Annotated in this window: 21 protein-coding genes; 18 read left to right on the plus strand and 3 right to left on the minus strand. The window is 75.1% G+C overall.

The features are described from left to right. The first annotated feature begins 90 nt into the window (after window positions 1-90). Genes K8Z61_RS00885 through rodA form a run of 5 tightly spaced genes read left to right on the plus strand, consistent with a single transcriptional unit; the run spans window position 91 to window position 6,031 of the window. The gene (locus tag K8Z61_RS00885; RefSeq protein WP_224126187.1) at window positions 91-1,119 is read left to right on the plus strand and encodes a rod shape-determining protein; all 1,029 of its coding nucleotides are present in this window, start codon (window positions 91-93) and stop codon (window positions 1,117-1,119) included. Further along, on the plus strand, window positions 1,119-2,159 hold the full coding sequence (gene mreC, locus K8Z61_RS00890) for a rod shape-determining protein MreC (RefSeq protein WP_224126188.1): 1,041 nt from the start codon (window positions 1,119-1,121) through the stop codon (window positions 2,157-2,159). Before K8Z61_RS00885 ends, mreC begins: the two co-directional genes overlap by 1 nt. Next, window positions 2,156-2,689 (plus strand): rod shape-determining protein MreD, encoded by a 534-nt coding sequence (gene mreD, locus K8Z61_RS00895; protein WP_224126189.1) that lies wholly within the window; start codon window positions 2,156-2,158, stop codon window positions 2,687-2,689. Before mreC ends, mreD begins: the two co-directional genes overlap by 4 nt. Beyond that, complete coding sequence (gene mrdA, locus K8Z61_RS00900; protein ID WP_224126190.1) at window positions 2,686-4,827, plus strand: penicillin-binding protein 2; 2,142 nt, start codon at window positions 2,686-2,688, stop codon at window positions 4,825-4,827. The genes mreD and mrdA overlap by 4 nt, the downstream gene beginning before the upstream one ends. A 1-nt stretch (window position 4,828) precedes the next feature. After that, a complete protein-coding gene (rodA, locus tag K8Z61_RS00905) occupies window positions 4,829-6,031 on the plus strand; it encodes a rod shape-determining protein RodA (protein WP_224126191.1) in 1,203 nt (400 codons plus the stop codon). Between the two features lie 25 nt (window positions 6,032-6,056). On the opposite strand, the gene K8Z61_RS00910 is transcribed toward rodA, so the two are convergent. Next, entirely contained in the window at window positions 6,057-7,196 is a 1,140-nt protein-coding gene (locus K8Z61_RS00910; RefSeq protein ID WP_224126192.1) for a calcium:proton antiporter, read from the minus strand. A gap of 88 nt (window positions 7,197-7,284) precedes the next feature. On the opposite strand from K8Z61_RS00910, the gene K8Z61_RS00915 reads away from it, so the two are divergent. After that, window positions 7,285-8,949 carry an MDR family MFS transporter gene (locus K8Z61_RS00915; RefSeq protein WP_224126193.1) on the plus strand — a complete coding sequence of 555 codons (1,665 nt, stop codon included), beginning with the start codon at window positions 7,285-7,287 and terminating at the stop codon, window positions 8,947-8,949. Window positions 8,950-8,971: 22 nt separating this feature from the next. Beyond that, window positions 8,972-10,936, plus strand: a complete 1,965-nt coding sequence (locus K8Z61_RS00920; protein WP_224126194.1) for a TIGR03960 family B12-binding radical SAM protein — start codon at window positions 8,972-8,974, stop codon at window positions 10,934-10,936. 125 nt (window positions 10,937-11,061) lie between these two features. Here K8Z61_RS00920 and K8Z61_RS00925 read toward each other — a convergent pair whose 3' ends face one another. Then, window positions 11,062-11,454, minus strand: a complete 393-nt coding sequence (locus tag K8Z61_RS00925) for a GntR family transcriptional regulator (RefSeq protein ID WP_224126195.1) — start codon at window positions 11,452-11,454, stop codon at window positions 11,062-11,064. Window positions 11,455-11,539: 85 nt separating this feature from the next. Further along, on the minus strand, window positions 11,540-12,457 hold the full coding sequence (locus tag K8Z61_RS00930; protein ID WP_224126196.1) for a hypothetical protein: 918 nt from the start codon (window positions 12,455-12,457) through the stop codon (window positions 11,540-11,542). A gap of 75 nt (window positions 12,458-12,532) precedes the next feature. On the opposite strand from K8Z61_RS00930, the gene K8Z61_RS00935 reads away from it, so the two are divergent. From K8Z61_RS00935 to K8Z61_RS00985, 11 genes are all read left to right on the plus strand, one after another. Further along, on the plus strand, window positions 12,533-13,762 hold the full coding sequence (locus K8Z61_RS00935) for a winged helix DNA-binding domain-containing protein (protein ID WP_224126197.1): 1,230 nt from the start codon (window positions 12,533-12,535) through the stop codon (window positions 13,760-13,762). Then, on the plus strand, window positions 13,755-14,489 hold the full coding sequence (locus K8Z61_RS00940) for a TIGR03936 family radical SAM-associated protein (protein WP_224126198.1): 735 nt from the start codon (window positions 13,755-13,757) through the stop codon (window positions 14,487-14,489). Before K8Z61_RS00935 ends, K8Z61_RS00940 begins: the two co-directional genes overlap by 8 nt. A 308-nt stretch (window positions 14,490-14,797) precedes the next feature. Then, a complete protein-coding gene (locus K8Z61_RS00945; protein ID WP_224126199.1) occupies window positions 14,798-18,028 on the plus strand; it encodes an Rne/Rng family ribonuclease in 3,231 nt (1,076 codons plus the stop codon). Between the two features lie 173 nt (window positions 18,029-18,201). Then, entirely contained in the window at window positions 18,202-18,504 is a 303-nt protein-coding gene (gene rplU, locus K8Z61_RS00950) for a 50S ribosomal protein L21 (RefSeq protein WP_224126200.1), read from the plus strand. Window positions 18,505-18,560: 56 nt separating this feature from the next. Continuing rightward, window positions 18,561-18,815: a 50S ribosomal protein L27 gene (rpmA, locus tag K8Z61_RS00955; protein WP_224126201.1), complete on the plus strand. Its 255-nt coding sequence runs from the start codon at window positions 18,561-18,563 to the stop codon at window positions 18,813-18,815. 143 nt (window positions 18,816-18,958) lie between these two features. Then, window positions 18,959-20,509 carry a GTPase ObgE gene (gene obgE / locus K8Z61_RS00960; RefSeq protein ID WP_224126202.1) on the plus strand — a complete coding sequence of 517 codons (1,551 nt, stop codon included), beginning with the start codon at window positions 18,959-18,961 and terminating at the stop codon, window positions 20,507-20,509. Further along, window positions 20,506-21,636 carry a glutamate 5-kinase gene (gene proB / locus K8Z61_RS00965; RefSeq protein ID WP_224126203.1) on the plus strand — a complete coding sequence of 377 codons (1,131 nt, stop codon included), beginning with the start codon at window positions 20,506-20,508 and terminating at the stop codon, window positions 21,634-21,636. The genes obgE and proB overlap by 4 nt, the downstream gene beginning before the upstream one ends. Before the next feature lie 31 nt (window positions 21,637-21,667). Continuing rightward, the gene (locus K8Z61_RS00970) at window positions 21,668-22,279 is read left to right on the plus strand and encodes a DUF6801 domain-containing protein (protein ID WP_224126204.1); all 612 of its coding nucleotides are present in this window, start codon (window positions 21,668-21,670) and stop codon (window positions 22,277-22,279) included. 34 nt (window positions 22,280-22,313) lie between these two features. Next, window positions 22,314-23,489 carry a cysteine desulfurase family protein gene (locus tag K8Z61_RS00975; RefSeq protein WP_224126205.1) on the plus strand — a complete coding sequence of 392 codons (1,176 nt, stop codon included), beginning with the start codon at window positions 22,314-22,316 and terminating at the stop codon, window positions 23,487-23,489. Next, window positions 23,489-24,625 (plus strand): tRNA 2-thiouridine(34) synthase MnmA, encoded by a 1,137-nt coding sequence (mnmA, locus tag K8Z61_RS00980; protein WP_224126206.1) that lies wholly within the window; start codon window positions 23,489-23,491, stop codon window positions 24,623-24,625. Before K8Z61_RS00975 ends, mnmA begins: the two co-directional genes overlap by 1 nt. Beyond that, entirely contained in the window at window positions 24,622-25,647 is a 1,026-nt protein-coding gene (locus K8Z61_RS00985; protein WP_224126207.1) for a methionine synthase, read from the plus strand. Before mnmA ends, K8Z61_RS00985 begins: the two co-directional genes overlap by 4 nt. Window positions 25,648-25,749 lie beyond the last annotated feature (102 nt).

Raw genomic sequence — 25,749 nt, forward strand, 5'->3', positions numbered from 1 at the left:
CCGTTCCTACGCTCGCACCGGGCACGGTGGAAGCGCGTGCATCGGCCCGCCTTCCCCGGCATCACGCGCAGATCTGGCGAGGGACGCCCGATGGCGAACACCTTCTTCGGCCGCGACATGGCCGTCGACCTCGGCACCGCCAACACGCTCGTCTACGCCCGCGGCCGCGGCGTCGTGCTCGACGAGCCGAGCGTCGTCGCGCTGAGCACGGCCACCGGCGAGGTGCTCGCCGTCGGCCACGAGGCCAAGCGGATGGTCGGACGCACCCCGGACGGCATCGTCGCGATCCGGCCGCTGAAGGACGGCGTCATCGCCGACTTCGACGCCACCGAGCAGATGCTGCGCTGGTTCATCGAGCAGGTCCACCGGCGCCGCCATTTCGCCAAGCCGCGGATGGTCATCTGCGTCCCGTCGGGCATCACCGCCGTCGAGCAGCGCGCGGTCAAGGAGGCCGGCTACCAGGCCGGCGCCCGCCGGGTCTACATCGTCGAGGAGCCGATGGCCGCCGCCATCGGCGCGGGCCTGCCCGTGCACCAGCCCACCGGCAACATGGTCGTCGACGTCGGCGGCGGCACCACCGAGGTGGCCGTCATCTCCCTCGGCGGCATCGTCACCAGCCTCTCGATCCGCACCGCGGGCGACGACCTCGACGCCGCGATCGTCCAGTGGATGAAGAAGGAGTACTCCCTGCTGCTCGGCGAGCGCACGGCCGAGGAGGTCAAGATCAGCCTCGGCTCGGCGTTCCCGCAGCGCGACGAGCCGGAGGCCGAGGTCCGCGGACGCGACCTCGTCTCGGGCCTGCCGCGCACCGTCGTCGTCTCTGCCGCCGAGGTGCGCCAGGCGCTCGAGGAGCCGCTGCACGCGATCGTCGACGCCGTCCGCGCGACCCTCGACCAGACCCCGCCCGAGCTGGCCGGCGACATCATGGACCGCGGCATCGTCCTCACCGGCGGCGGCGCCCTGCTGCGCGGCCTCGACGAGCGGCTGCGGCACGAGACCGGCATGCCGGTGCACGTCGCCGACCAGCCGCTGACCTCCGTCGCCCACGGCGCCGGCACCTGCGTCGAGCAGTTCGAGGCGCTCCAGCAGGTGCTCGTCAGCGACGTGCGGCGGTTCTGATGACCGTCCTCGACCTGCGTCCCCGCTCGCCCGAGCCGCCCGAGCGGCCCGGACGGCCCGGCCCCGGCGGTCGCGACGACGCCCGCCGTCCCCGCGAGGGCCGCCGCCGTCCCGTGCGCCTGCCGCGTCCGGCCACCGGTCGCGGCTGGGGCGACGACCGCGAGCCGACGCCGCCCCGCTCCCTGGTGGTGGCGCTCGTGCTGGCCGCGGCCAGCCTGATGGCGCTCGACGCCGCCGGCGCGCTCGCCCCCGTCCGAGGCGCCGTGGCCGCGGTTGCCGGCCCGGCCGAGTCGGCCGTCAGCGCCGTCGCCCGGCCGCTCACCGCCGCCCCCGACTGGGTGCGCTCGCAGGGCGCGCTGCGCGACGACGTCGCCCGGCTCCGGTCCGAGAACGACGCGCTGCGCGGACGGCTCGCCGCCGCGCCCTACGCCTCCAACAGGCTGCGGGAGTACGACGGGCTCTCGCGGCTGACCGGCCGGCTCGGCTACGCAGTGGTGCCCGCCCACGTCGTCGGCATCGGCCCCGCCCAGTCGTTCGCCGACACCGTCACCCTCGACGCCGGCTCCGCCGCCGGCCTGCGTCCCGATCTCACCGTCGTCAACGCCCAGGGGCTGGTCGGCCGCGTCCTCAGCGTCACGCGCTCCACCGCGACGGTCCTGCTCGTCACCGACGCCGATTCGGTGGTCGGCGGCCGGGTCGGGACGACGATGGACGTCGGCACGCTCCGCGGCCGGGGCGAGGTCGGCCCGCACGGCCTGCTCGACCTCGAGCTCGTCGACCGCGACGCCACCCCCGCCCGCGACGACGCCGTCGTCACCTGGGGCTCCCAGGGCCGCGGGCCGTACGTGGCCGGCGTCCCGATCGGCCGGGTCACCAAGGTCGTCAGCTCGGTCCGCGAGACCGCCCAGCGCGCCGAGATCGAGCCCTACGTCGACTTCGGCGCCCTCGACCTCGTCGGCGTCGTGGTGCCCGACGGCACCCGCGGCGACCGCGGCGTCATCGAGGCCGACGGCACGCTCGTCCCGGGGGAGGCCCGATGACCGGCCCGCTCGGCGCCCTGCGCGCCTCCGCGGTGCTGGCGATCGCGGCGCTCGCGACGCTCCTGCAGGTCTCCCTGGCGCCGCACCTGGCCTGGCGCGGCGTCGGCCCCGACCTCGCTCTGCTCGTCGTGGTGGCCGCCGGGCTCGCCTGGGGCGCCCACAGCGGGCTGCTGCTCGGCTTCGGCGCGGGCGTCGTCCTCGACCTCGTCCCGCCCGCCGACCACCTCGTCGGACGCTGGGCGCTCGCGCTGATGGTCGTCGGCTACGTCGCCGGGCGGGTCCGCGCCGACCTGCGCCCGGACCGTCGTCCGGCCCTCGGGACGATCGTGGCCACGGCGGCCGCCTGCTCGTTCGTCGGCACGTCGGTCTTCGCGCTCTCCGGTCTCGTGCTCGGCGACGCGACGACGGGCGTCGGCGGTCTGCTGGGCGTGATCCTGGCGAGCGTCGTGTGGGACGTCGCGCTCGCGGTGCTGCTGGTGCCGGTGCTGCTGCGTGCGCTCGCCCGCCTGGAGCCGGAGCACGCCCGATGAGCCTGCCCGGTCGCCGGGAGGAGTCCGCCGGGGCGCGGCGCAGCCGGCTGCGGCTGATCGTGCTGCAGGCCCTCGTGTTCTCGCTGTTCGCCACGCTCGTGGGGCGGCTGTACTACCTGCAGGTCAGCTCGGGCGAGGCCTACCGCGCCCAGGCCGCGTCGCAGTCGGTGCGCGACGTCGTCATCCAGCCGCAGCGCGGCCTGATCGTCGACGACCAGGGCCGGCCGCTGGTGGCCAACCGGATGGCCTGGGTCGTCTCGATCGACCGGACGACGCTCGGTCGCCTCGGCGAGTCGGCGGCCGCCGCGCAGCTGGCCCGGCTCAGCCGCATCGTCGGCGCGTCGACGGCGTCGCTGCGCGCCCGCCTGCTCGACTGCGGCACCCCCGACGCGAAGGCCGGCCGCTGCTGGAACGGCTCGCCGTACCAGCCCGTGCCGGTGGCCGAGGACGTGCCGCAGGCGGTCGCGCTGCGGCTGCTGGAGCAGCCCGAGGACTTCCCCGAGGTCGTCGTCGACCAGCAGAGCGTGCGCGACTACCCGCGTCCCTACGGCGTCAACCTCGCCCACGTGCTGGGCTACCTCAGTCCGGTCACCGAGGACGAGCTGGCCACGGCGACGAAGGACCGCGACCAGTCCCTCAACGGCGCCTCCTCGGTCGGCCGCGCCGGCCTCGAGCGGCAGTACGACACCTGGCTGCGGGGCATGCCGGGCTACCAGCAGGTGGCCGTCGACTCGCTGGGCCGGGTGCTGGGCGACGACGGCCGGGTGGCCGCGCGTCCGGGCGACACGCTGGTCACCTCGATCGACGCGCGGGTGCAGGCCACCGTCGAGCGGCAGCTGCACGAGGCGATGCTCACCGCGCGCAAGACCGTCGACAAGGTCACCGGGCGCCCCTACGTCGCCGACTCCGGCGCCGCGGTCGTGCTGGAGGCCCGCACCGGCCGCGTCGTCGCGATGGCCAGCCAGCCCACCTACGACCCCTCGGTGTGGGTCGGCGGGATCAGCCAGCGCCGGCTCGACCGCCTCTACGCGGCCGACAGCGGCGACCCGCTGCTCTCCCGCGCCTTCCAGGGCCAGTTCGCCCCCGGCTCCACCTGGAAGCCGATGATGTCGGTCGGCGCCCTGCTCAACGGCTACTCCACCAGCAGCCGGCTCGACTGCTCGAGCAACCTCACGGTCGGCAGCCGGGTGTTCAAGAACTACGAGTCGGCGTCGTACGGGCCGATCGGCTTCGACCGGGCGCTCGCGATCTCCTGCGACACCTTCTACTACCGCATCGGGCTCGGCTACTGGAACCGCTACGGCTCCGACCCCACGGACGTCGACGCGAAGGACCCGCTGGTCGAGGAGGCCAAGCGGTTCGGCTTCGGCCGCGCCACGGGCGTCGACCTGCCCGGCGAGGCGGCCGGCCGGATCGCCGACCGGCGCTGGAAGCAGGCCTACTACGAGTCGATGAAGGACACCTACTGCCGCATGGACCGGAAGGGCACGGCCCCGAACGCGTTCCTCAAGGTGTTCGCCCACGAGTTCTGCCTCGAGGGCAACTACTACCGGGCCGGGGACGCCGTGAACTTCTCCATCGGCCAGGGCGACACCCTCGTCACCCCGCTCCAGCTGGCCCGTGCCTACGGCGCCCTGGTCAACGGCGGCACCCTCTTCGAGCCGACAGTCGGGAAGGCCGTGGTCGGCGCCGACGGACGCCGCATCGAGTCGATCGAGCCGAAGGTCGCCGCCCGGCTCGGCGACACCGCCCGCGCCCGCGCCGCCCTGCGCTACGTCGACCACGCCCTGCTCGGGACGACCCGCGAGGGCACGCTCGCGTGGCGCTTCGGCGGCTTCCCCCTCGACCGGGTGCGGGTGCGCAGCAAGACGGGCACCGCCGAGGTCTACGGCAAGCAGACGACGTCCTGGGTGGCCAGCTACGACGACGACTACGTCGTGGTGATGATGATCAGCCAGGCCGGCACCGGCTCGGGCGCGTCCGGTCCGGCCGTCCGCAAGATCTGGGAGGCCCTGTACGGCGTCGACGGGGAGACGGTGCGGCCCTCCCGGGCCGCGATCCCCGGCACCACGCCGCCGGCGGGCCTGCCGACGTTCACCCGCGACGGCGCGATCCTGCCGCCGCGACGGGAGGAGTGAGATGGCCACCCTCGCCCAGCGCCCCGTCCCCTCGGGGCTGCGGACGCGGCCCGCACCCGTCCGCGCCCGGGCCGGCTGGCTGGCGCTCGACTGGCCGCTGCTGCTCGCCACCCTGGCGCTCGTCACGCTCGGCACGCTGCTCGTGTGGTCGGCCACCAGCCACCGCACGACGCTGACCGGCGGGGACGACACGGCCTACCTGCGCAAGCAGCTGCTCAACGTGGCCATCGGCCTGGTGCTCGCGACCGGCGTGATCCTGGCCGGCCACCGCTGGGTGCGCCTGCTGGCGCCGGTGGCCTACCTCGGCTCGATCGTCGGGCTGCTCCTGGTGCTGGTGATGGGCTCGACGATCAACGGCTCGCGCTCGTGGCTCGAGCTCGGCGCGATGTCGATCCAGCCGTCGGAGTTCGCCAAGTTCGCCGTCATCGTCGGGATGGCGCTGGTGCTGGGGGAGCGGGCCGCCGGACGCTGGCGCTCGCAGGTCGGGACGGTCGAGGTCGTCGCGATGCTCGGCGTCGCCGCGGTGCCCGCCGTGCTGATCCTCGCGCAGCCCGACCTCGGCACCATGCTCGTGCTGACCGCCACCGTCCTCGGGGTGCTGGCCGCCGCGGGCGCGCCCGGACGCTGGCTCGCGGGTCTCGGCCTCGCGGGCGCGGGCGCCGCGGTCGTCGCGGTGCTGGCCGGGGTGCTCAAGCCCTACCAGCTCGACCGCTTCCTCGCCTTCACCGACCCCGACCTCGACCCGCGCGGCGCCGGCTACAACGTCGAGCAGGCGCGCATCGCGGTCGGCAACGGCGGGCTCTTCGGTCAGGGGCTCTTCCACGGCTCCCAGACGCGGGCCGGGTTCGTCCCCGAGCAGCACACCGACTTCGTCTTCACCGTCGCCGGCGAGGAGCTCGGCCTGGTGGGCGCCTGCGTGCTCATCGGCCTGCTGCTCCTCGTCCTGTGGCGCGCGCTGCGGATCGCTACCGCGAGCGAGGACGTGTTCGGCCGCGTCGCCGCCGCCGGCATCGCGTGCTGGTTCGGCTTCCAGGCCTTCCAGAACATCGGCATGTGCCTGGGGATCATGCCGGTCACCGGCGTCCCGCTGCCGTTCGTCTCCTACGGCGGCAGCTCGCTGTTCGCCTCGCTGCTGGCCGTCGGGCTGCTGCAGAGCATCCACCTGCGCACGCGCCGGGAGGCGCGCGGCGCCCACCTGGTCTGAGGTCGGCGGCCCGCTCGGGGCCGGCTCAGGGGTTGACGGCGAGGAACAGGTAGGCGGCGAGCAGCACCAGGTGCACGCCGCCGTTGAGCGGCTTCGCGCGCCCCGGGACGACGGTGAGGATCGAGACGCCCACGGTGAGCAGCAGCAGGACGCTCTGGGTCGGGTCGAGGCCGAGCGTGAGCGGCCCGTCGAGCCAGATCGAGGCGACGGCGATGGCCGGGATGGTCAGGCCGATCGAGGCCATCGCCGAGCCGTAGGCGAGGTTCAGGCTGATCTGGGCGTCGTCGCGGGCCGCGGCGCGCACCGCGGCGATCGACTCGGGGAGCAGCACCAGCAGGGCGATGACGACGCCGACGAACGAGGCCGGGAAGCCCAGTGCGGCGACGGCGTCCTCGATGGCGGGGGACTCCACCTTCGCCAGACCGACCACCGCCACCAGCGCGACGATCAGCAGGCCCAGGGAGACCAGCGCGGCCCGTGCCGACGGGGGGTCGGCGTGGCCGTCGCCGTCGGCGTCCACCGGCCCGGGCCGGTGCGGACGCCCGTCGGGCCCGAGCGCGACGGGCAGGAAGAAGTCGCGGTGCTGCACGGTCTGGGTGAAGACGAACATGCCGTAGAGCAGGGCGGAGGCGACGGCGGCGAAGGCCAGCTGCTCGCCGGTGAACCGCGGGCCCGGTGCGCCGGTGGTGAACGACGGCAGCACCAGCGTCAGCCCGGCCAGCGCCACGACGGTGCCGAGCGCCGAGCCGGTGCCCTCGGGGTTGAAGGTCGCGAGGTGGTGGCGCAGCGCCCCGACGACGAGCGCCAGGCCGACGATGCCGTTGAGGGTGATCATCACGGCCGCGAACACGGTGTCGCGGGCCAGCGCCGAGGTGTCCTTGTCGGTGGTGACCATGAGCGTCACGATCAGCGCCACCTCGATGACCGTGACCGCGACCGCCAGCACCAGCGAGCCGAACGGCTCCCCGACGCGGTGGGCGACGACCTCCGCGTGGTGCACCGCCGCCAGCACGGCGCCGATCAGCACCACGCCGAGGACGGCCGAGACCGCCGTGTCGGGGTGCCGGCCCCAGGACGCGGCCAGCACGGCGAGCGCCAGCAGCGGCGTCCACAGCGTCCAGGCGAGTCGTCCGGTGGTCGTGCCCGTGGCTGGCTCGGCGCTCATGGCGCCCACCCTAGGGAGACCGGGCCGGAGGAGGGGATCCGCGGGAACCGGCCCACCCCTTCGTGGCGGCCTCCTACACTCGTTGCCGATGGCAACCAACACTCCGGCGGCGCCGCGGTCGTCCTCGCGACCGTCCGACGCGACGGGCGAGTACTCGCACGCCCAGATCCTCACGATCCTCACCGGCCTGATGCTCGGCATGTTCCTGGGCGCGCTGGACCAGACGATCGTCTCGACCTCCATCCGCACCATCGCCGACGACCTCGACGGCCTCTCGGTGCAGGCGTGGGTCACCACCAGCTACCTGATCGCCTCGACGCTGACGACGCCGATCTACGGCAAGCTCGGCGACCTCTACGGGCGCAAGCGGCTCTTCCTGATCGCGATCTCGATCTTCGTCGCCGGCTCGGCGCTGTGCTCGTTCGCGACCTCGATGTACCAGCTGGCCGCCTTCCGGGCCTTCCAGGGCCTCGGCGCGGGCGGGCTGTTCACCCTCGTCCTGGCGATCATCGGCGACATCGTCTCCCCGCGCGAGCGGGCCCGCTACAGCGGCTACTTCATGGCCATGTTCGGCACCTCGAGCGTGCTCGGGCCGGTGATCGGCGGGTTCTTCGCCGGCCGCGCCGAGCTGCTCGGCATGGCGGGCTGGCGGTGGGTCTTCCTGGTCAACGTGCCCGTCGGCGTGTTGGCGCTGGTCGTCGTCGTCCGCACCCTGCACGTGCACCACGCCCGCCCGGCCCGCGCGCCGCGCATCGACTGGTGGGGCGCGGCGACCCTCGTCCTCGGGCTGGTGCCGCTGCTGACGGTCGCCGAGCAGGGACGCCAGTGGGGCTGGGGCTCGGGCCGCTCGCTGGTCTGCTTCGTCCTCGGCGCGGTCGGCGTGCTGGCGTTCGTCGCCGTCGAGCGCGCGATGGGCGACGACGCGCTGATCCCGCTGCGCCTGTTCCGCAACCGGGCGGCGGCGGTGACGATCGCGGCCAGCGTCATCGTCGGCGCCGCGATGTTCGGCGGCATCATGCTGCTGCCGCTCTACATGCAGATCGTCCACGGCGCCTCGCCGACGGCGTCGGGCTTCCTGATGCTCCCGCTGGTCGTCGGCATCATGGTCGCCTCGATCTCCTCGGGGCGGCTGATCGCCCGCACCGGCCGGGTGCGGCCCTTCCCGATCGTCGGGTCGGTGCTCATCGTCGTGGGCCTGGGGCTGCTCTCGCTCACCGGCGCCGACACCGCCCTGCCGCTGGTGATGCTGCCGATGCTCGTGCTGGGCTACGGGCTCGGCAACTGCATGCAGCCGCTGATGCTGATCGTCCAGAACGCGGTGTCGCCCACCGAGATCGGCGTGGCCACCAGCGCGGCGACGTTCTTCCGGCAGATCGGCGGCACCCTCGGCGTCGCGGTGTTCCTCTCGGTGCTGTTCAGCACGGTCGGCGAGAGCATCCGCACGGCGATCGCGCAGGCCAGCGTCACGCCGCAGTGGCGCGAGGCGCTCGCCGGCGGCGCCCGACTGGACCCGTCGGTGCTGGCGCGGGTGAAGGACGACTCCTCGGTGATCGACACGCTCGATCCCGTCATCGCCCACCCGTTCAAGGTGGGGTTCGCCGAGTCGATGGACACCGTCTTCCTGCTCGCCGCCGGCGTCGCGGTGCTGGCCGTCGTCGTCCTCCAGCTGATGCCGGCCGTGCGCCTGCGCGAGACCTCCGCCTCGGCGGAGCGGGCCGCGGCCGCGGACGCCGGGGATGCCCGCGACGCGTGACCCGGCCCGTACCATGAGCGCCATGTCCGCGAGCGTCTTCCCCGTGCTCGAGGCGCACCTGCCGAGCGTCTCCAAGCCCATCCAGTACGTCGGCGGCGAGCTGAACTCCACCGTCAAGGAGTGGGACTGCGCGCCCGAGGGCCCGACGGTCCGCTGGACCCTCATGTACCCCGACGCCTACGAGGTGGGCCTGCCCAACCAGGGCGTCCAGATCCTCTACGAGGTGCTCAACGAGCGTCCGTGGATCCTCGCCGAGCGCACGTACGCGGTGTGGCCCGACCTCGAGGCCGTCATGCGCGAGCACGACATCCCGCAGTTCACCGTCGACGCCCACCGTCCGATCGGCGACTTCGACCTGCTCGGCCTGAGCTTCTCCACCGAGCTCGGCTACACGAACATGCTCAACGCGCTGGACCTCGGCCGCATCCCGCTGCACGCGGTCGACCGCACCGAGGACCACCCCGTCGTCATCGCCGGCGGGCACGCGGCCTTCAACCCCGAGCCGATCGCCGACTTCATCGACGCCGCCGTCCTCGGCGACGGCGAGGAGATCGTCCTGGCGATCTCCGAGGTCGTGCGGGACTGGAAGCGCCAGGGCCGCCCTGCCGGCGAGATGGCCAGCCCGCGGCTGGAGCTGCTGCGTCGGCTCGCCGTCACCGGCAACGTCTACGTGCCGCGGTTCTACGATGTCGCCTACGGCGAGGACGGCGCCATCGCGTCGGTCGTCCCGAACCGCGCCGACGTGCCCGAGCGCGTCCGCAAGCACACGCTGATGGACCTCGACGCCTGGCCGTACCCGGCCAAGCCGCTGGTGCCGCTCGCCGAGACCGTGCACGAGCGGTTCAGCGTCGAGATCTTCCGCGGCTGCACCCGCGGCTGCCGCTTCTGCCAGGCCGGCATGATCACCCGACCCGTGCGCGAGCGCTCGATCCAGACCGTCGGCGCGATGGTCGAGAACGGCATCCGCAAGACCGGCTTCGAGGAGGTCGGCCTGCTGTCGCTGTCCAGCGCCGACCACACCGAGATCGGCGAGATCGCCACCGACCTCGCCGACCGGTACGAGGACCAGAACGTCTCGCTGAGCCTGCCGTCGACCCGCGTCGACGCCTTCAACATCACCCTGGCCAACGAGTTCTCCCGCAACGGCCGTCGCTCGGGCCTCACCTTCGCGCCCGAGGGCGGCAGCGAGCGCATGCGCAAGGTGATCAACAAGATGGTCACCGAGGACGACCTCATCCGCACCGTCGCCGCGGCGTACTCCCACGGCTGGCGCCAGGTGAAGCTCTACTTCATGTGCGGCCTGCCGACCGAGACCGACGAGGACGTCCTGCAGATCGCCGAGCTCGCCAAGCGCGTGATCGCCACCGGACGCGAGGTGTCGGGTCGCAACGACATCCGCTGCACCGTCTCCATCGGGGGGTTCGTGCCCAAGCCCCACACCCCGTTCCAGTGGGCCGCCCAGCTCGACCACGAGACCACCGACGAGCGGCTGCGCAAGCTGCGCGAGGAGGTGCGGGCCGACAAGCGGTACGGCCGCGCCATCGGCTTCCGCTACCACGACGGCAAGCCCGGCGCCGTCGAGGGCCTGCTCTCCCGGGGCGACCGCCGCGTCGGCCGCGTCATCGAGGCGGTCTGGCGCGACGGCGGGCGGTTCGACGGCTGGAGCGAGCACTTCTCCTACGACCGCTGGATGGCCGCCGCCGACGAGGCGCTGGCCGGCACCGGCGTCGACGTCGCCTGGTACACCACCCGCGAGCGCGGCTACGACGAGGTGCTCCCGTGGGACCACCTCGACTCCGGCCTCGACAAGGACTGGCTGTGGGCCGACTGGGAGGACGCCCTCGCGGTCGCCGACGGCTCGGCCGACGTGGAGGTCGAGGACTGCCGCTGGACGCCCTGCTACGACTGCGGCGTGTGCCCCGAGATGGGCACCGAGATCCAGATCGGGCCCACCGGTCAGCGGCTGCTGCCGCTCTCGGTGGTCTGAGCCGGGCTCGCGTCGTCGGTTTCCCCGGTCGACCGGGGAAACCGATCGATGACAGGCGAAGTTTCGCCCGTCATCGATGGGGATTGCCCGTCCTGATCCGGCCCGAACCTGCTGATCGCCAGACCTCAGCCGCGCCGCAGCGCGTCCTCGACCAGCCGCAGCGCGTCGGCGGGGGAGAGCCCCAGGGTGACGATCCGCTCGGCGTAGGCGCGGGCCGCCGCCCGGGCCTCGGCGTCGACGCCGCGTCCGGCCACGAACGTGCCGGCCCGCCCGCGGGTGTCGAGGACGCCGTCGGCCCGCCCGCGGGTGTCGAGGACGCCGTCGGCCTCGAGCTCCCGGTACGCCCGCGCCACCGTGTTGGGGGCCAGGCCGAGCTCGGCGGCGAGCGCGCGGACGGGCGGCAGCCGGGTGCCCGCGGCGAGCGTGCCTGCCTCGACCTGCTCGCGCACCTGACGTCGCAGCTGCTCGAACGGCGGCTCGGCGGACGTCGCGTCGATCCGCACGGACGGGAGGCTCACCGGGCCAGCCTCGCAGGTGGTCGGGACCGACGGGCGGCGGCACGCGCGGGCCGGCGAGGGGAGCCCCCGACGCCGGCCCGACGCGTCACCGGAGCTTCTCGCCCGACGACAGGTGGACGATGCACGCCAGCTTGTCGCCGCCCGAGGGCTCCTTGTCGTTGGTGATGCCCAGCACCTCGGCGCCGTTGAAGCCGATGAACGGCTCGACCGCCGAGCGGTCGACGGCCTGGCCGCAGAGCCGGTCGACCGCCTGCGGGCTGCCGACGAGGTCGGCGGCCTGCGCGTCGGTGAGGGTGAGCACGCCGAGCACCTTCGCGTCGTAAGCGCCGCCGCAGTCGACCGTGCGGAGCAGCGTGAACTCGCCCTTGCCGTTGACGCCGTCGAGGCACTCGTCGCCCGAGAGCGAGTTGACGTCGGTGGCGCCGCGCAGCGCCGCGACGCTGGCGATGCCGACGCCGATCCAGCCGAGGGTGACGAGCGGAGCGATGACCAGCGCGGCGATCGCGAGCCCCTTGCCGTGGTTGCGACCGTCGCGGCTGCGGCGCAGCACGATGACGGCCAGCACGATCGCGACGACCGCCGCGAGCACCGGGATGCAGAAGAGCAGGGAGAGGATCAGCGCCGTGATCGCCATTCCCTTGCTCGGCGGCAGCTCTGCCGGGCCGCCGTACGCCGGGCCGTAGCCGCCGGGCGCCTGGCCGTACGGCGCCTGGCCGTACGGCGCCTGGCCGTACGGCGCCTGGCCGTAGGGCGCCGACGCAGGCGCGCCGGGCGCGTAGGGGTTCGGGGCGGGCTGGCCGTACGGCGAGGCCGGCGGCGGCACCGCCGGCTGACTCGGCTGCTGGCCCGGCGAGCCGGGCGCGGTCGGGTAGGGAGGCGGCGCGCCGTAGTCGGGCCCGGAGGCCGACGCCCCCTGGCCGTAGTCGGGCGTGCCCGGCGGCGGGACGGGCTGCCCGGACCGGGAGTCGTCGGGCTGGTGGGGGTCGGGTGGCGTCTGGCTCACGGACGCCACCCTAGGCGTCGGCGCCTGCGGCCAGGATGAGCGCATGCCCCGTGTTCCCGCCCTCGCCGCCCGCCGATGAGCGTCCCGACGATCGACGTCGAGACGCGGCGTCGCACCCTCGCGGTCCGGCAGGCGCTCTCGCCGGCCCACCGGGTCGCCGACGCGGTCGCCGCCACCCGCGCCGTGGGCGTCCTGCACGCCACCGAGCCGGCCACGGTGCCGCTCTCGCTGCACGCCCGCGTGGACGGCCTGACCCGCGACGACGTCGACGTCGCGCTGTACCGCGAGCGCACGCTGGTGCGGCAGCTGGCCATGCGGCGCACGCTGTTCGTCTTCCCGCGCGAGCTCCTGCCCGCGGCCTGGGGCAGCGCGTCGGCCCGGGTGCTGGAGGCCGAGGGGCGACGGATCGCCAAGGACGTCGTGCTCGCCGGCCTGGCCCTCGACGGAGCGGCCTGGCTCGACGACGCGCAGCGGAGGATCGTCGCGGCGGTGGAGGCGTCCGAGGACGGCCTGACCGCCGCCGAGATCCGGGAGCGGCTGCCCGACCTGGCGGTCAAGGTCGCGGTCTCGCCGGGCGCGGTGTGGAACCACGGCCGGCTGCTGACCCACCTCGGCCTGGACGCCACGCTCGTCCGCGGGCACAACACCCAGCATTGGCGCGTCTCCCGGCCGCGCTGGACGCCGATGCGACGCTGGCTGGGGGAGGCGCCTACCCCCCTGGAGGCCGACGCCGGCTGGCGCGCGCTCGTCCGCGTGTGGCTCGCCCGCTTCGGCCCCGGCACCGAGACCGATCTCGTGTGGTGGCTGGGCGCGACCAAGGGCATCGTCCGCACGGCGCTCGCCGAGCTCGACGCCGTCCGGGTGGCGCTCGAGGGGTGCGACGAGCCGGGCTGGCTGCTCCCCGACGACCCGCTGCTCGAGCCGGACGGCCGGATCGCGCCCGAGGTCGAGCCGTGGGCTGCGCTCCTCCCGGTGCTCGACCCCACGGTCATGGGCTGGAAGCAGCGCGACGTCGTGGTCGGGCCGCATGCGGCCGCGCTGTTCGACCGCAACGGCAACGCCGGCACCACCGCCTGGTGGGACGGCCGGATCGTCGGCTGCTGGACCCAGGACCCCGACGATCCCGCCGCGCCGGTGGTCGTCCGGCTGCTCGAGGACGTGCCCGCGGCGGGCCGCGCGGCCCTGCGGGTCGAGGCGGAGCGGCTCACGGCGTGGCTGGCGGGGGAGCGGGTCGGCACCGTCTACCCCTCGCCGGCGATGCGCGTCGACCCCGCGTCGCTGGCCTACCCTGTGCTGCGTGCGTGAGCAGCCCGAGCAGCAGGCCCCTCCCGTCCAGCGGCTGCGGATCCGCTACGCCAAGCGCGGACGCCTGAGGTTCACCAGCCACCGCGACTTCAGCCGCGCCTTCGAGCGCGCCGTCTTCCGCGCCCGGCTGCCGATGGCCTACTCCTCGGGCTTCAACCCCCACCCGCGCATCTCCTACGCGGGCGCCGCGCCCACCGGCTCGGCCAGCGAGGCCGAGTACCTCGAGATCGCACTGGCGCGCGTCGTCGACCCCGCGGCGGTGCACGCCGAGCTGGAGGAGGCGCTCCCGCCGGGTCTCGACGTGCTCGAGGTCGTCGAGTCGGCCGGCGGCTCACTGGCCGACCGGCTCGAGGCCAGCCACTGGGCGATCCGCCTCGACCCCGCCCGTCTCGACCGCGCCGCGGCCGAGCGCGCGGTCGCGGCGTTCCTGGCCGCCGGCGAGATCCCGGTCGAGCGGATGACCAAGAAAGGGCTGCGCACCTTCGACTGCCGCGCCGCGGTGGAGCGGCTCGCGGTCCGCGATCCCGAGCCCGACGGGCCGGACGACGGCCCGCTCGAGCTCGACGTCGTCGTGCGCCACGGGGTGCCCGCCGTCCGTCCCGACGACGTGCTGCGCGGGCTCGCCGGGATCGCCGGGCTGGACGTCGGACCGGCGCCGCTGATGACCCGCCTCGCGCAGGGTCCGCTGCGCGCCGACGGCGTCGTCGATGACCCGTTGCAGGAGTGATGTGCGATACTCGCCGTGATCGGCCCGCCCCCAGTTCGCAGACCGATCCGACGACGTCCTCGCCGGTGCCACCACGGGCCGGCACACCGAACGCCGTCACCGGACCGCGACGCGGCCGGCGAGCCTGGTGACAGCGGGCCCGCCACGATCCGAGAGATCCTCGGGCAGGCCCTGCGACCGCGGCGGGTGCTGGCACGCGTGACGCAGTGCGGAGGGTGTCGCCGCCGACCACAGGCTTAGCGCGTCCGGCGCATCCGTCCCGGGCGCACGTGAGGGCCCGGACCCCGGTCCGGGCCGAGGAGCAGTCCATGCCCGACGACATCCAGCCCGACGCCACCGCCGCCGAGGCCGGCGCCCCCGCCGCGAAGCGCCCCGCCAAGAAGGCCGCCGCCAAGCGCACCGCCAAGAAGGCCGCGGCAGCCCCGGCCGCCGACGCGGCACCCGGAGCCGAGCCCGCCACCGAGCCCGCCACCGGCGAGGCGCCCGCCGCGAAGCGCACCACCAAGAAGGCCGCTGCGAAGCGCACCACGAAGAAGGCCGCCGCCCCGACCCCGGAGGCGACCGAGCCCGCCGCGGAGCCCGCGCAGGCTGCGGAGCCCGCCGCGGAGGCCGAGCCGAAGCCCGCCAAGAAGGCCGCGGCCAAGCGGACCGCCACCAAGCGCACGACCAAGAAGGCCGCTGCGGCGCCCGCCGCCGACGGGGCGGCCGACGCCGGCGAGACCGCCGACGCGCCGGTCGAGGCACCGGCCCCGAAGAAGGCCGCCGCGAAGCGCGCGCCGGCGAAGAAGGCGGCTGCGAAGAAGACCGCCGCTGCCTCGAAGACGGCTGCCGACGTCGAGACCGAGACCGAGGCCGTCGCCGCGACCGGGGCCGACGCCGAGACCGGGTCCGACGACGTCGCCGCGGAGGCGGCGTCGCCGGCCGCCGCCGTCGTCTTCCAGCCCCCGGCCCGGCGCACTCGCGCCCGCAAGGCGGCCGCGCCGAAGCCGGAGCCCGTCGAGGAGCCGACCGACGAGACCGACGAGGACGCCGAGGCGGTCACCGCGGAGGCGACCGCGGACGCGACCGAGGCCGTCCAGCAGCCCGCCGAGGCGGCGCACGGCGCTGACACCGACGGCGACGAGCCCGAGGACTCCGACGACGGCGACGAGTCGGAGGACGGCGACGCCCGTCCGCGCCGCCGCCGGCGCCGCGGCGGACGCCGCCGCCGCAAGAGCGGCGGCGACCACGACGACGAGGCCACCGCGGAGGGCGAGGCCCGGTCCGCCTCCGGCGGTGACGCCGAGGGCGCCGAGGGCTCCGAGGCGTCCGACGCCGGCGCGCCGGCCGACGGCGACGCCTCCGACGAGGCCGGCGACTCCGGCGAGGGCTCGAGCAGCTCGCGGCGGCGCCGACGCCGGCGTCGCGCCGGGGAGTCCTCCGATGACCACGGCGACGACGACGGCGACGCCCGCACCACCACCCGGGTGCGCGCCCCGCGCTCGGCGGAGGACCAGATCACCGCCGTCTCCGGCTCCACCCGGCTCGAGGCGAAGAAGCAGCGCCGCCGCGAGGGCCGCGAGGCCGGACGCCGCCGCGCGCCGATCGTCAGCGAGGCCGAGTTCCTGGCCCGCCGCGAGTCCGTCGAGCGGGTCATGGTGGTGCGCGAGCGCGAGGACCTCACCCAGATCGCCGTCCTCGAGGACAAGGTGCTCGTCGAGCACTACGTGGCCCGCGAGTCGCAGACCTCGATCATCGGCAACGTCTACCTCGGCCGGGTGCAGAACGTCCTGCCGTCGATGGAGGCCGCCTTCATCGACATCGGCAAGGGCCGCAACGCCGTCCTGTACGCCGGCGAGGTCAACTGGCAGGCGCTGGGGCACCGCGAGGGCCAGCCCCGCAAGATCGAGTCGGTGCTCAGCTCGGGCCAGTCCGTGCTCGTCCAGGTCACCAAGGACCCCATCGGTCACAAGGGCGCGCGCCTCACCAGCCAGGTCAGCCTGGCCGGCCGGTTCCTCGTCTACGTACCCGACGGCACCACCAGCGGCATCTCCCGCAAGCTGCCCGACACCGAGCGGGCGCGCCTGAAGGCGCTGCTCAAGGAGATCGTGCCCGACACCGCGGGCGTCATCGTCCGCACCGCCGCCGAGGGCGCCTCGGAGGAGGAGCTCACCCGCGACGTCGAGCGGCTCAAGGCCCGCTGGGAGGACATCGAGAAGAAGGCCAAGGGCAGCTCCCCGCAGCTGCTCTACGGCGAGCCCGACCTCACGCTCAAGGTCGTCCGCGACCTGTTCACCGAGGACTTCGCCCGGCTCGTGATCCAGGGCGAGGACGCCTGGAGCACGGTCAGCGACTACGTCGAGCACGTCGCCCCCGACCTCGCCGAGCGGGTCGAGCGCTACCACGCCGACGAGCACGGCGGCACGGACGTCTTCGCGACCTTCCGCATCGACGAGCAGATCGCCAAGGGCCTCGACCGCAAGGTCTGGCTCCCGTCCGGCGGCTCGCTGATCATCGACCGCACCGAGGCGATGACGGTCGTCGACGTCAACACCGGCAAGTTCACCGGCTCCGGCGGCAACCTCGAGGAGACGGTCACCAAGAACAACCTCGAAGCCGCCGAGGAGATCGTCCGCCAGCTCCGCCTGCGCGACATCGGCGGCATCATCGTCGTCGACTTCATCGACATGGTGCTGGAGTCCAACCGCGACCTCGTGCTGCGTCGCCTGGTCGAGTGCCTCGGCCGCGACCGCACCCGTCACCAGGTCGCCGAGGTCACCTCGCTCGGCCTGGTGCAGATGACCCGCAAGCGCATCGGCACCGGCCTGCTCGAGGCGTTCTCCGAGAACTGCTCGCACTGCCAGGGCCGCGGCGTCGTCGTGCACGACCACCCGGTCGAGAAGGGCTCGGGCGTCCTCGACGACGAGCCGCGTCGCGGCAAGCGCAGCGGCCGGGGCGGCCGTGGCGGCTCCGCGCAGCAGGGGTCCCAGGGATCCCAGCAGGGCTCTCAGCCGGCGCAGCAGCCGGCGCAGCAGCCGGCCGTGCCGTCGCCGAAGGACGTCGCCGCGAAGGCCCGCGTCGAGGAGCCCCGCACTGAGGAGGCCCCCGCGCCCGTCGTCGAGCAGCCGACCGTCGAGCCGGTGCTGTCGGACGTCGCGGAGCCGGTCGTCGAGCCCGTCGTCGAGCCCGTCGTGGAGCAGGCCGCGCCCGCCGAGCAGGCCGCTCCGGCCGGCGGCACCCGCGTCGTCACGCGCACCCGCCGGTCCGCCGCGACGCGGCCGGCCGGACGCCCCGCCGAGGGCGCGGTCGCCGTCGTCGTCACGCCGACGCGCGCCGCGCAGCCGGACGACGCCGCCGCGGCGGTGCCCGAGGCCCCCGCGCCGACGGTCGTCACCCGCACCCGCTCGTCCCGCCGGGTCGTCACCCCGACGGCCTCCGCCCCGGCGGACGCGGGGGCCGACACGTCGTCCGAGGCGAGCCCGGAGGGCGCCGAGCCCGCCGGCGCGACGGACGGCGTGGAGCACGTGCCGGTCAAGAAGCGCAGCCCGCGCAAGCGCTGACGCCGACGGTCGCGGGTCGCGCCCCGCGGTTTTGCCACCGCGGGGCCGCCGCCCGTAGCATGGACCCTCGTTGCACGCTCCGGCGTGCCCGTCTGTGCGGCGCCGCTCCGGCGTTGCGCCCCAGACCCCGATCCCAAGCTCGAACAGGCTCGAAGAACCCGAAGGAGACCGCGGTGTACGCGATCGTGCGCGCTGGCGCCAAGCAGCAGAAGGTTGCCGTGGGCGACGTCATCGAGATCGACAAGGTCTCCACCCCGGTCGGCGAGACGCTCACCCTGCCGGTCGTGCTGGCCGTCGACGGCGAGACCGTCACCTCCGGTGGCCTCGACAAGGCCGCGGTCACCGTCGAGGTCGTCGGCGCCACCAAGGGCCCGAAGATCATCATCCAGAAGTACAAGAACAAGACCGGCTACAAGAAGCGCCAGGGTCACCGCCAGAAGTACACCCAGGTCAAGGTCACCGACATCTCGCTCTGAGCCCGCCGGCTCGTCCACCCGGCCTCCCGGCCGTCCTCGCACACGAAGGATCTGACATGGCACACAAGAAGGGCGCCGCGTCCACCAAGAACGGCCGCGACTCCAACGCCCAGCGCCTCGGCGTCAAGCGCTACGGCGGCCAGCTCGTCAACGCCGGCGAGATCATCGTCCGCCAGCGGGGCACCCACTTCCACCCGGGCGCCGGCGTCGGCCGCGGTGGCGACGACACGCTGTTCGCGCTGCAGGCCGGTGCGGTCCAGTTCGGCACCCGTCGGGGCCGCCGGGTCGTCAACATCGTCCCGGGCGAGTGATCTGACGCTCGCACGCAGGCCCTCCGGGGCCACACTCCACGACAGGGCGTCCCGTCTCGGGGCGCCCTTCGTGCGTTCACCGGCTCCGTCCGCCTGAGACGGAGCCCCGCAGTCCACCGCCACGCAGACCCCGAAGGATCACCATGGCCGTCCCCACGTTCGTCGACCAGGTCACGCTGCACGTCAGCGCCGGCCGCGGCGGCAACGGCGTCGCCTCGGTGCACCGGGAGAAGTTCAAGCCGCTCGGCGGTCCCGATGGCGGCAACGGAGGTCCCGGCGGGTCGGTGATCCTGCGGGTCGACCCCGACGTCACGACCCTCCTCGACTACCACCACTCCTCGCGACGCCGGGCCGAGCACGGCGGGCACGGCGCCGGCGCGATGCGCAACGGCGGCCACGGCGCCGACCTGGTGCTGCCGGTGCCCGACGGCACCCTGGTGCGCACCCGGGACGGCGAGGTGCTGGCCGACCTCGTCGGCCCCGGCACCGAGATCGTCATCGCCCAGGGCGGCCGCGGCGGCCTCGGCAACGCCGCGCTGGCCTCCGCCAAGCGCAAGGCGCCCGGCTTCGCGCTGCTCGGCGAGCCCGGCGAGGAGCTCGAGATCGTCCTCGAGCTCAAGGTCGTCGCCGACGTCGGCCTGGTCGGCTACCCCAGCGCCGGCAAGTCGAGCCTGATCGCCTCGATGTCGCGGGCCCGGCCCAAGATCGCCGACTACCCGTTCACGACCCTGGTGCCGAACCTCGGCGTCGTCACCGCCGGCGACACCGTCTTCACGGTCGCCGACGTGCCCGGGCTGATCGAGGGCGCGAGCGAGGGCCGCGGCCTCGGCCACGACTTCCTGCGCCACATCGAGCGGTGCGCGGCCCTCGTGCACGTCATCGACACCGCCACGATCGAGCCCGGCCGCAACCCGCTCGACGACCTCGACGTGATCGAGAACGAGCTGAGCCGCTACGGCGGCCTGGACGACCGGCCCCGCCTCGTCGCGCTCAACAAGGTCGACGTGCCCGACGGCGCCGGCATCGCCGAGATCGTCCTCGACGACCTGCGCGCACGCGGGCTGCGGGTCTTCACCGTCTCCGCGGCCTCGGGCGCGGGCATCCGCGAGCTCACCTTCGCGATGGCCGAGATCGTCACCGCGGCCCGCGCCGCGCGGCCGGTCGTCGAGGCCACCCGCATCGTGCTGCGACCCCGCTCGGCCGATGGTGGCGACGACTTCACCGTGGCCCGTGACGGCGAGGGCTGGCGCGTGCGCGGCGAGAAGCCCGAGCGCTGGATCCGCCAGACCGACTTCAGCAACGACGAGGCCGTGGGCTTCCTCGCCGACCGGCTCAACCGGCTCGGCGTCGAGAAGCGGCTGGTCGAGGCCGGCGCCGTCGAGGGCGACGCCGTGCTCATCGGCCACCCCGACAACGCCGTGGTCTTCGACTTCCGGCCCAGCGTCGACGCCGGCGTCGAGATGCTCGGACGCCGCGGCGAGGACCAGCGCTTCGAGGAGTCGCGGCCCGCGGCCCACCGCCGTCGCGCGATCGACGAGGCCATGGACGACCGCGCCGAGAACGAGACCCGCGCCGACGTCGCGCGGCGCCTCGACCGGCCCGACGTCTACGGCCCCACCTCCTACGAGATCGGCTCGGCCGAGGACCCCGACTGGGCCGAGGACGACCCCGACGCCGGAGCCCGCCCCTCGTGAGCGGGCGGGCCGACGCGCTCCGCGCCCCCGTGCTCGAGGCCCGCCGGGTCGTCGTCAAGGTGGGCTCCTCGTCCCTGACGACGGCCGCCGGCGGGCTCGACCCGGCGCGGCTGCGGGCGCTGGTCGACGTGCTCGCGGGCGTGCGGGAGCGCGGCGCGGAGGTGGTGCTGGTGTCCTCCGGCGCGATCGCCGCGGGTCTCGCGCCGCTCGGCCTGGCCAAGCGGCCCAAGGCGCTGCCGGCTCAGCAGGCGGCCGCCTCGGTGGGGCAGGGCCTGCTCGTCCACCGCTACACCGAGGAGCTGCGCCGCCACGGGCTGATCGCGGGTCAGGTGCTCCTGACCGTCGACGACGTCACCCGGCGCGCCCACTACCGCAACGCCGCCCAGACCTTCGCCCAGCTGCTCGATCTCGGCGTGCTGCCGATCGTCAACGAGAACGACACCGTGGCCACCTCGGAGATCCGGTTCGGCGACAACGACCGGCTCGCCGCGCTCGTGGCCCACCTCGTGCAGGCCGACCTGCTCGTGCTGCTCTCCGACGTCGACGGCCTCTACGACGGTCCGCCGAGCCGGCCGGGCGCTCGGCTGATCGCCGACGTGCGCGGCGCGGACGACCTCGCCGAGGTGGCCATCGGCTCGGTCGGCGCCGCCGGCGTCGGCACCGGCGGCATGGTCACCAAGGTCGACGCCGCGCGCATCGCCACCGGCGCCGGCATCCCCGTCGTGCTCACCGACGCCACCCGGGCCGCCGCGGCCCTGGCCGGCGAGCCCGTCGGCACGCTGTTCCACGCCACCGGACGCCGTCGATCCACGCGGCTGCTGTGGCTCGCGCACGCCACCGAGCCGAAGGGCGCGCTGGTGCTCGACGCCGGCGCCGTCCGCGCGGTCGTCGAGCGGCGTGCCTCGCTGCTGGCCGCCGGCATCACCGGCGTCGACGGCGAGTTCGAGGCCGGCGAGCCCGTCGACCTGGTCGGCCCCGACGGCGCGGCGGTCGCGCGCGGGCTGGTCAACTTCGACGCCGCCGAGCTGCCGAGCCTGCTGGGCCGCTCGACCTCGGAGCTCAAGGCCGAGCTCGGCGCGTCCTACGAGCGCGAGGTCGTGCACCGCGACTCCCTCGTCGTGCTCTGAGCCCCTCGGAGGCCGTCCGTACCCTGGGCGCATGACCCGCTCCCGTCGGACGCCCGTGCGCGCCCTCCCCGGCCTCCTCGCCGTCCTCGCCCTCGTGGCCTCCTCGCTGACGGCGCTCACCGGGCTGACGGCGCTCACCACCGCGGCCGCCCAGGCCGCCACCCGCACCGTGCGCACCACGTACTCGTGCGCGTCGGACTTCGGCACGCAGCGGACGGCGGTGCGGATCAGCGCCGACTTCCCGAGCAGCGTGCGGCGCGGCTCGACCGTGGCCGCGCGTCGCGTGGGCTTCGCGGTGACCGTCCCGAAGGAGTACGTCGGCTACCTGCGGCAGTTCGGCGTGCGCTCGGTCTCCGGGGTCGGCAGCCGCTCCGCCTACCGGGTCGGCTCGACCCGGCACGCGCTCACCGGCGTCCGGCTGCCGCGCACGAAGGTGCCGTCCCGCGGCGCCCTGGTGCTGCGTGGGGGCGGCACCGCCGCCTCGTTCCGGGCGCCGGCCCCCGGCCGGTACGCCGTGCAGGTGCCCGCGAGCTTCCGGGCGCGGTTGACCGTCTACACCGACAGCGGCTCCAACAGCCTCGACCTGCGGTGCTCGCTGGTCCGCGGCGCGCCCTCGCGGATCGGCACGCTGACCGTCCGCTGAGCCGGCGGCGGCCGCCCCGTAGGCTGGGGCGGTCATGTCCACGGCCGTCTACCTCGATCACGCCGCCACCACGCCCATGGTGCCCGCGGCCGTCGAGGCGATGACCGCCGAGCTGGTCGCCGTCGGCAACCCGAGCTCGCTGCACGCGTCGGGACGTCGCGCCCGTCGCATCGTCGAGGAGGGTCGCGAGCGGATCGCCGCCGCGCTGCGCTGCCGTCCCGGCGACGTCGTGCTGACCTCGGGCGGCACCGAGGCCGACAACCTGGCCGTCAAGGGCATCGCGTGGGCGCGGCGGGCCGCCGATCCTGCACGACGGCTCGTGCTGACCTCCGCCGTCGAGCACCACGCCGTGCTCGACCCCGTGCTGTGGCTGGAGTCCGCGGGCCACGCGGAGGCCGGGCTGCTGCCCGTCGACGCCGACGGCCGGCTCGACCTCGACGCCCTCGACGCCGTGCTGGCCGCCCGGGCCGCCGAGGTCGCGGTGCTGTCGGTCATGTGGGCCAACAACGAGACCGGCGCGGTGCAGCCGCTGGCCGAGGTCGTCGCCCGGGCCGCCGCCCACGGCATCCCGGTGCACGCCGACGCCGTCCAGGCGCTCGGCGCCCTGCCCCTCGACGTCGGCGCCAGCGGCGTCGACGCCCTCACCGTCTCCGCGCACAAGGTGGGCGGCCCGGTCGGCATCGGCGCGCTCGTCGTGCGCCGCGAGATCGACGTGGTGCCGATCGTGCACGGGGGAGGCCAGGAGCGTGACATCCGCTCCGGCACCCTCGATGCGCCCGCCGTCGCCGGCTTCGCGGCGGCCGTCGAGCTCGCCGTCGACCGGCAGGACGCGCACCGGCGGCGCCTCGAGGCGCTGCGGGCCCGGCTGGTCGACGGCCTGCGCGTACGGGTGCCGGACGTCGTCGTCAACGGTCCCGACGACCCCGCCCTGCGGCTGCCCGGCGTCGTGCATGCGTCCTTCCCGGGCTGCGAGGGCGACTCGCTGCTGATGCTCCTCGACGCGCGCGGCATCGAGTGCTCCACCGGCTCGGCCTGCTCCGCCGGGGTGCCGCAGGCCTCGCACGTGCTGCTCGCCATGGGCCGCAGCGAGGACGACGCCCGCTCGTCGCTGCGGTTCTCCCTCGGCCACCCGTCCACCGAGGCCGACGTCGAGGCCGTGCTCGAGGCGATCGGGCCCTGCGTCGAGCGCGCCCGCGCGGCGCGGGTCTGATGCGCGTCGTCGCCGCCCTCTCCGGAGGGGTCGACTCGGCCGTGGCCGCCGCGCGGGCCGTCGACGCCGGGCACGAGGTCACCGGCGTCCACCTCGCGCTCTCGCGGCAGCGGGCGCAGCACCGCGCCGGCTCGCGCGGCTGCTGCACCATCGAGGACGCCGGCGACGCCCGCCGCGCCGCCGACGTGCTCGGCATCCCGTTCTACGTCTGGGACCTCTCCGAGCGGTTCCACGACGACGTCGTCGAGGACTTCCTCGACGAGTACGCCGCCGGCCGCACGCCGAACCCGTGCCTGCGCTGCAACGAGCGGATCAAGTTCGCCGCCGTGCTCGAGCGGGCGCTGGCCCTGGGGTTCGACGCCGTGGCCACCGGCCACTACGCGCGCCTCGTCGGGGGCGATGGTGGCGATGGCGGAGAGGTCGAGCTGCACCGCGCCGTCGACGCCGCCAAGGACCAGTCCTACGTGCTCGGCGTGCTCGACCAGCACCAGCTGCGGCACTCGCTCTTCCCGCTCGGCGACACCACGAAGCCGCAGGTGCGGGCCGAGGCCGAGCGTCGGGGGCTGCGGGTGGCGCGCAAGCCCGACAGCCACGACATCTGCTTCATCCCCGACGGCGACACCGCCGGCTGGCTGCGCGAGCGGCTCGGCGATCGCGCGCCCGACGTCCCCGGCCCGATCCTCGACGACGCGACCGGCGAGCAGGTCGGCGCCCATGACGGCACGCTCGGCCTGACCATCGGCCAGCGCCGCGGCCTGCGGCTGGGGCGTCCCGCGCCGGACGGCCGACCGCGGTACGTGCTCGACATCGAGCCGGTCTCCGGCACCGTGCGGGTCGGTCCCCGGGAGGCCCTCGCCGTCGACGGTCTCGTGGCGGGTCGGGCGATCTGGGCCGGCGCCGCCCCCGACGACGGCGCGGTGCTCGACGGCGACGACCTCGTCGTCCAGCTGCGCGCCCACGGGGCGGCCCACCGCGCGCGGGCCACGGTCGACGGCCCGCTCCTGCGCGTCGACCTGCTCGAGCCGGCCAGCGGCGTCGCGCCCGGCCAGGCCGTCGTCGTCTACCGCGGCAGCCGGGTGGTCGGCTCGGCCACGATCGAGTCCACCGTGCGCGGGTCGGCGGGGGCGTCGTCGTGAGGGCCACCGGCGTCGGCTCCCACCCGGGCGAGGACCAGCGGGCCTTCGACGAGGCGCTGCGCATCGTGCTCGGCGAGCTGGCCGAGCAGGGCGACGCCGCCGGCCTGCCGTACCTGCCCGAGGTGCCCGGACGCGGCGCGATCGCCGACCTCGCGGGCCGCACGCTCGCCGTCGTCGCCGATCTCGGGGCCGACCTGCAGCCCGCCGGCTGGCGACTCACCGGCGGCGGCGCCGGCGTCGACCATCGCCGCGCGCGCAGCCTGCTGGCCCAGGACCTCGACGCGCTGGAGGAGCAGGCGAGCGGCTACGTCGGCGCCTGGAAGGCGCAGGTCGCCGGACCGTGGACGCTCGCGGCCACCGTCGAGCGACCGCGCGGCGACCGCGTTCTCGGCGACCACGGAGCCCGTCGCGACCTGACGCAGGCCCTCGCCGAGGGCGTCGGACAGCACGTCGCCGACCTGCGCCGCCGACTCCCCGGCGCTGCGCTCGTGGTGCAGATCGACGAGCCCGCGATCGCCGGCGTCCACGCGGGCCGCGTGCCCACCGCCTCCGGCCTGCACCGGCACCGCAGCGTCGACCGGCCCGAGCTGGCCGAGACGCTCGGGACGGTGGTCGCCGCCGTCCGCGAGGCCGGGGCCGAGCCCTGGGTGCACTCGTGCGCGCCCGACGTCCCGTGGGATCTCGTCCGGGCGTCCGGCGCGTCCGGGCTGCTCGTCGACCGGAGCCTGCTGCGGGCTGCCGACCTCGACGTCCTCGCGTCCGCACTGGAGGACGGGCTGACCGTCGGGCTGGGCGTCGTCGCCGCGGCCGGTCCGCCGCCTGCCGGCGACCGGCCGGTGGTCGAGGGCGTGCTCCGCTGGCTCGACGTCGTCGGGCTCGACCCCGCCGAGGTCGGGGAGCGGCTGCTCGTCACGCCCGACTGCGGCCTGGCGGGGGTCCCGGCGGCCCGGGTGGCGCCGCTGCTGCGGCTGCTGCGCGGTGCGGCCCGCTCGCTGGCCTCCGAGGGCGACGTCGAGCGCTAGGCAGCCCGGCCTCCGGGGCCCGGTCTCCGCAACGTGCCCGGACGCGCACGAGCCCGCACGTCCGGGCAGGACGTGCGGGCTCGCGAGGTGTGTCGGCCCCTT

The sequence above is a fragment of the Nocardioides sp. TRM66260-LWL genome (assembly GCF_020075545.1).
In the GTDB taxonomy this organism is placed as follows: Bacteria; Actinomycetota; Actinomycetes; order Propionibacteriales; family Nocardioidaceae; genus Nocardioides.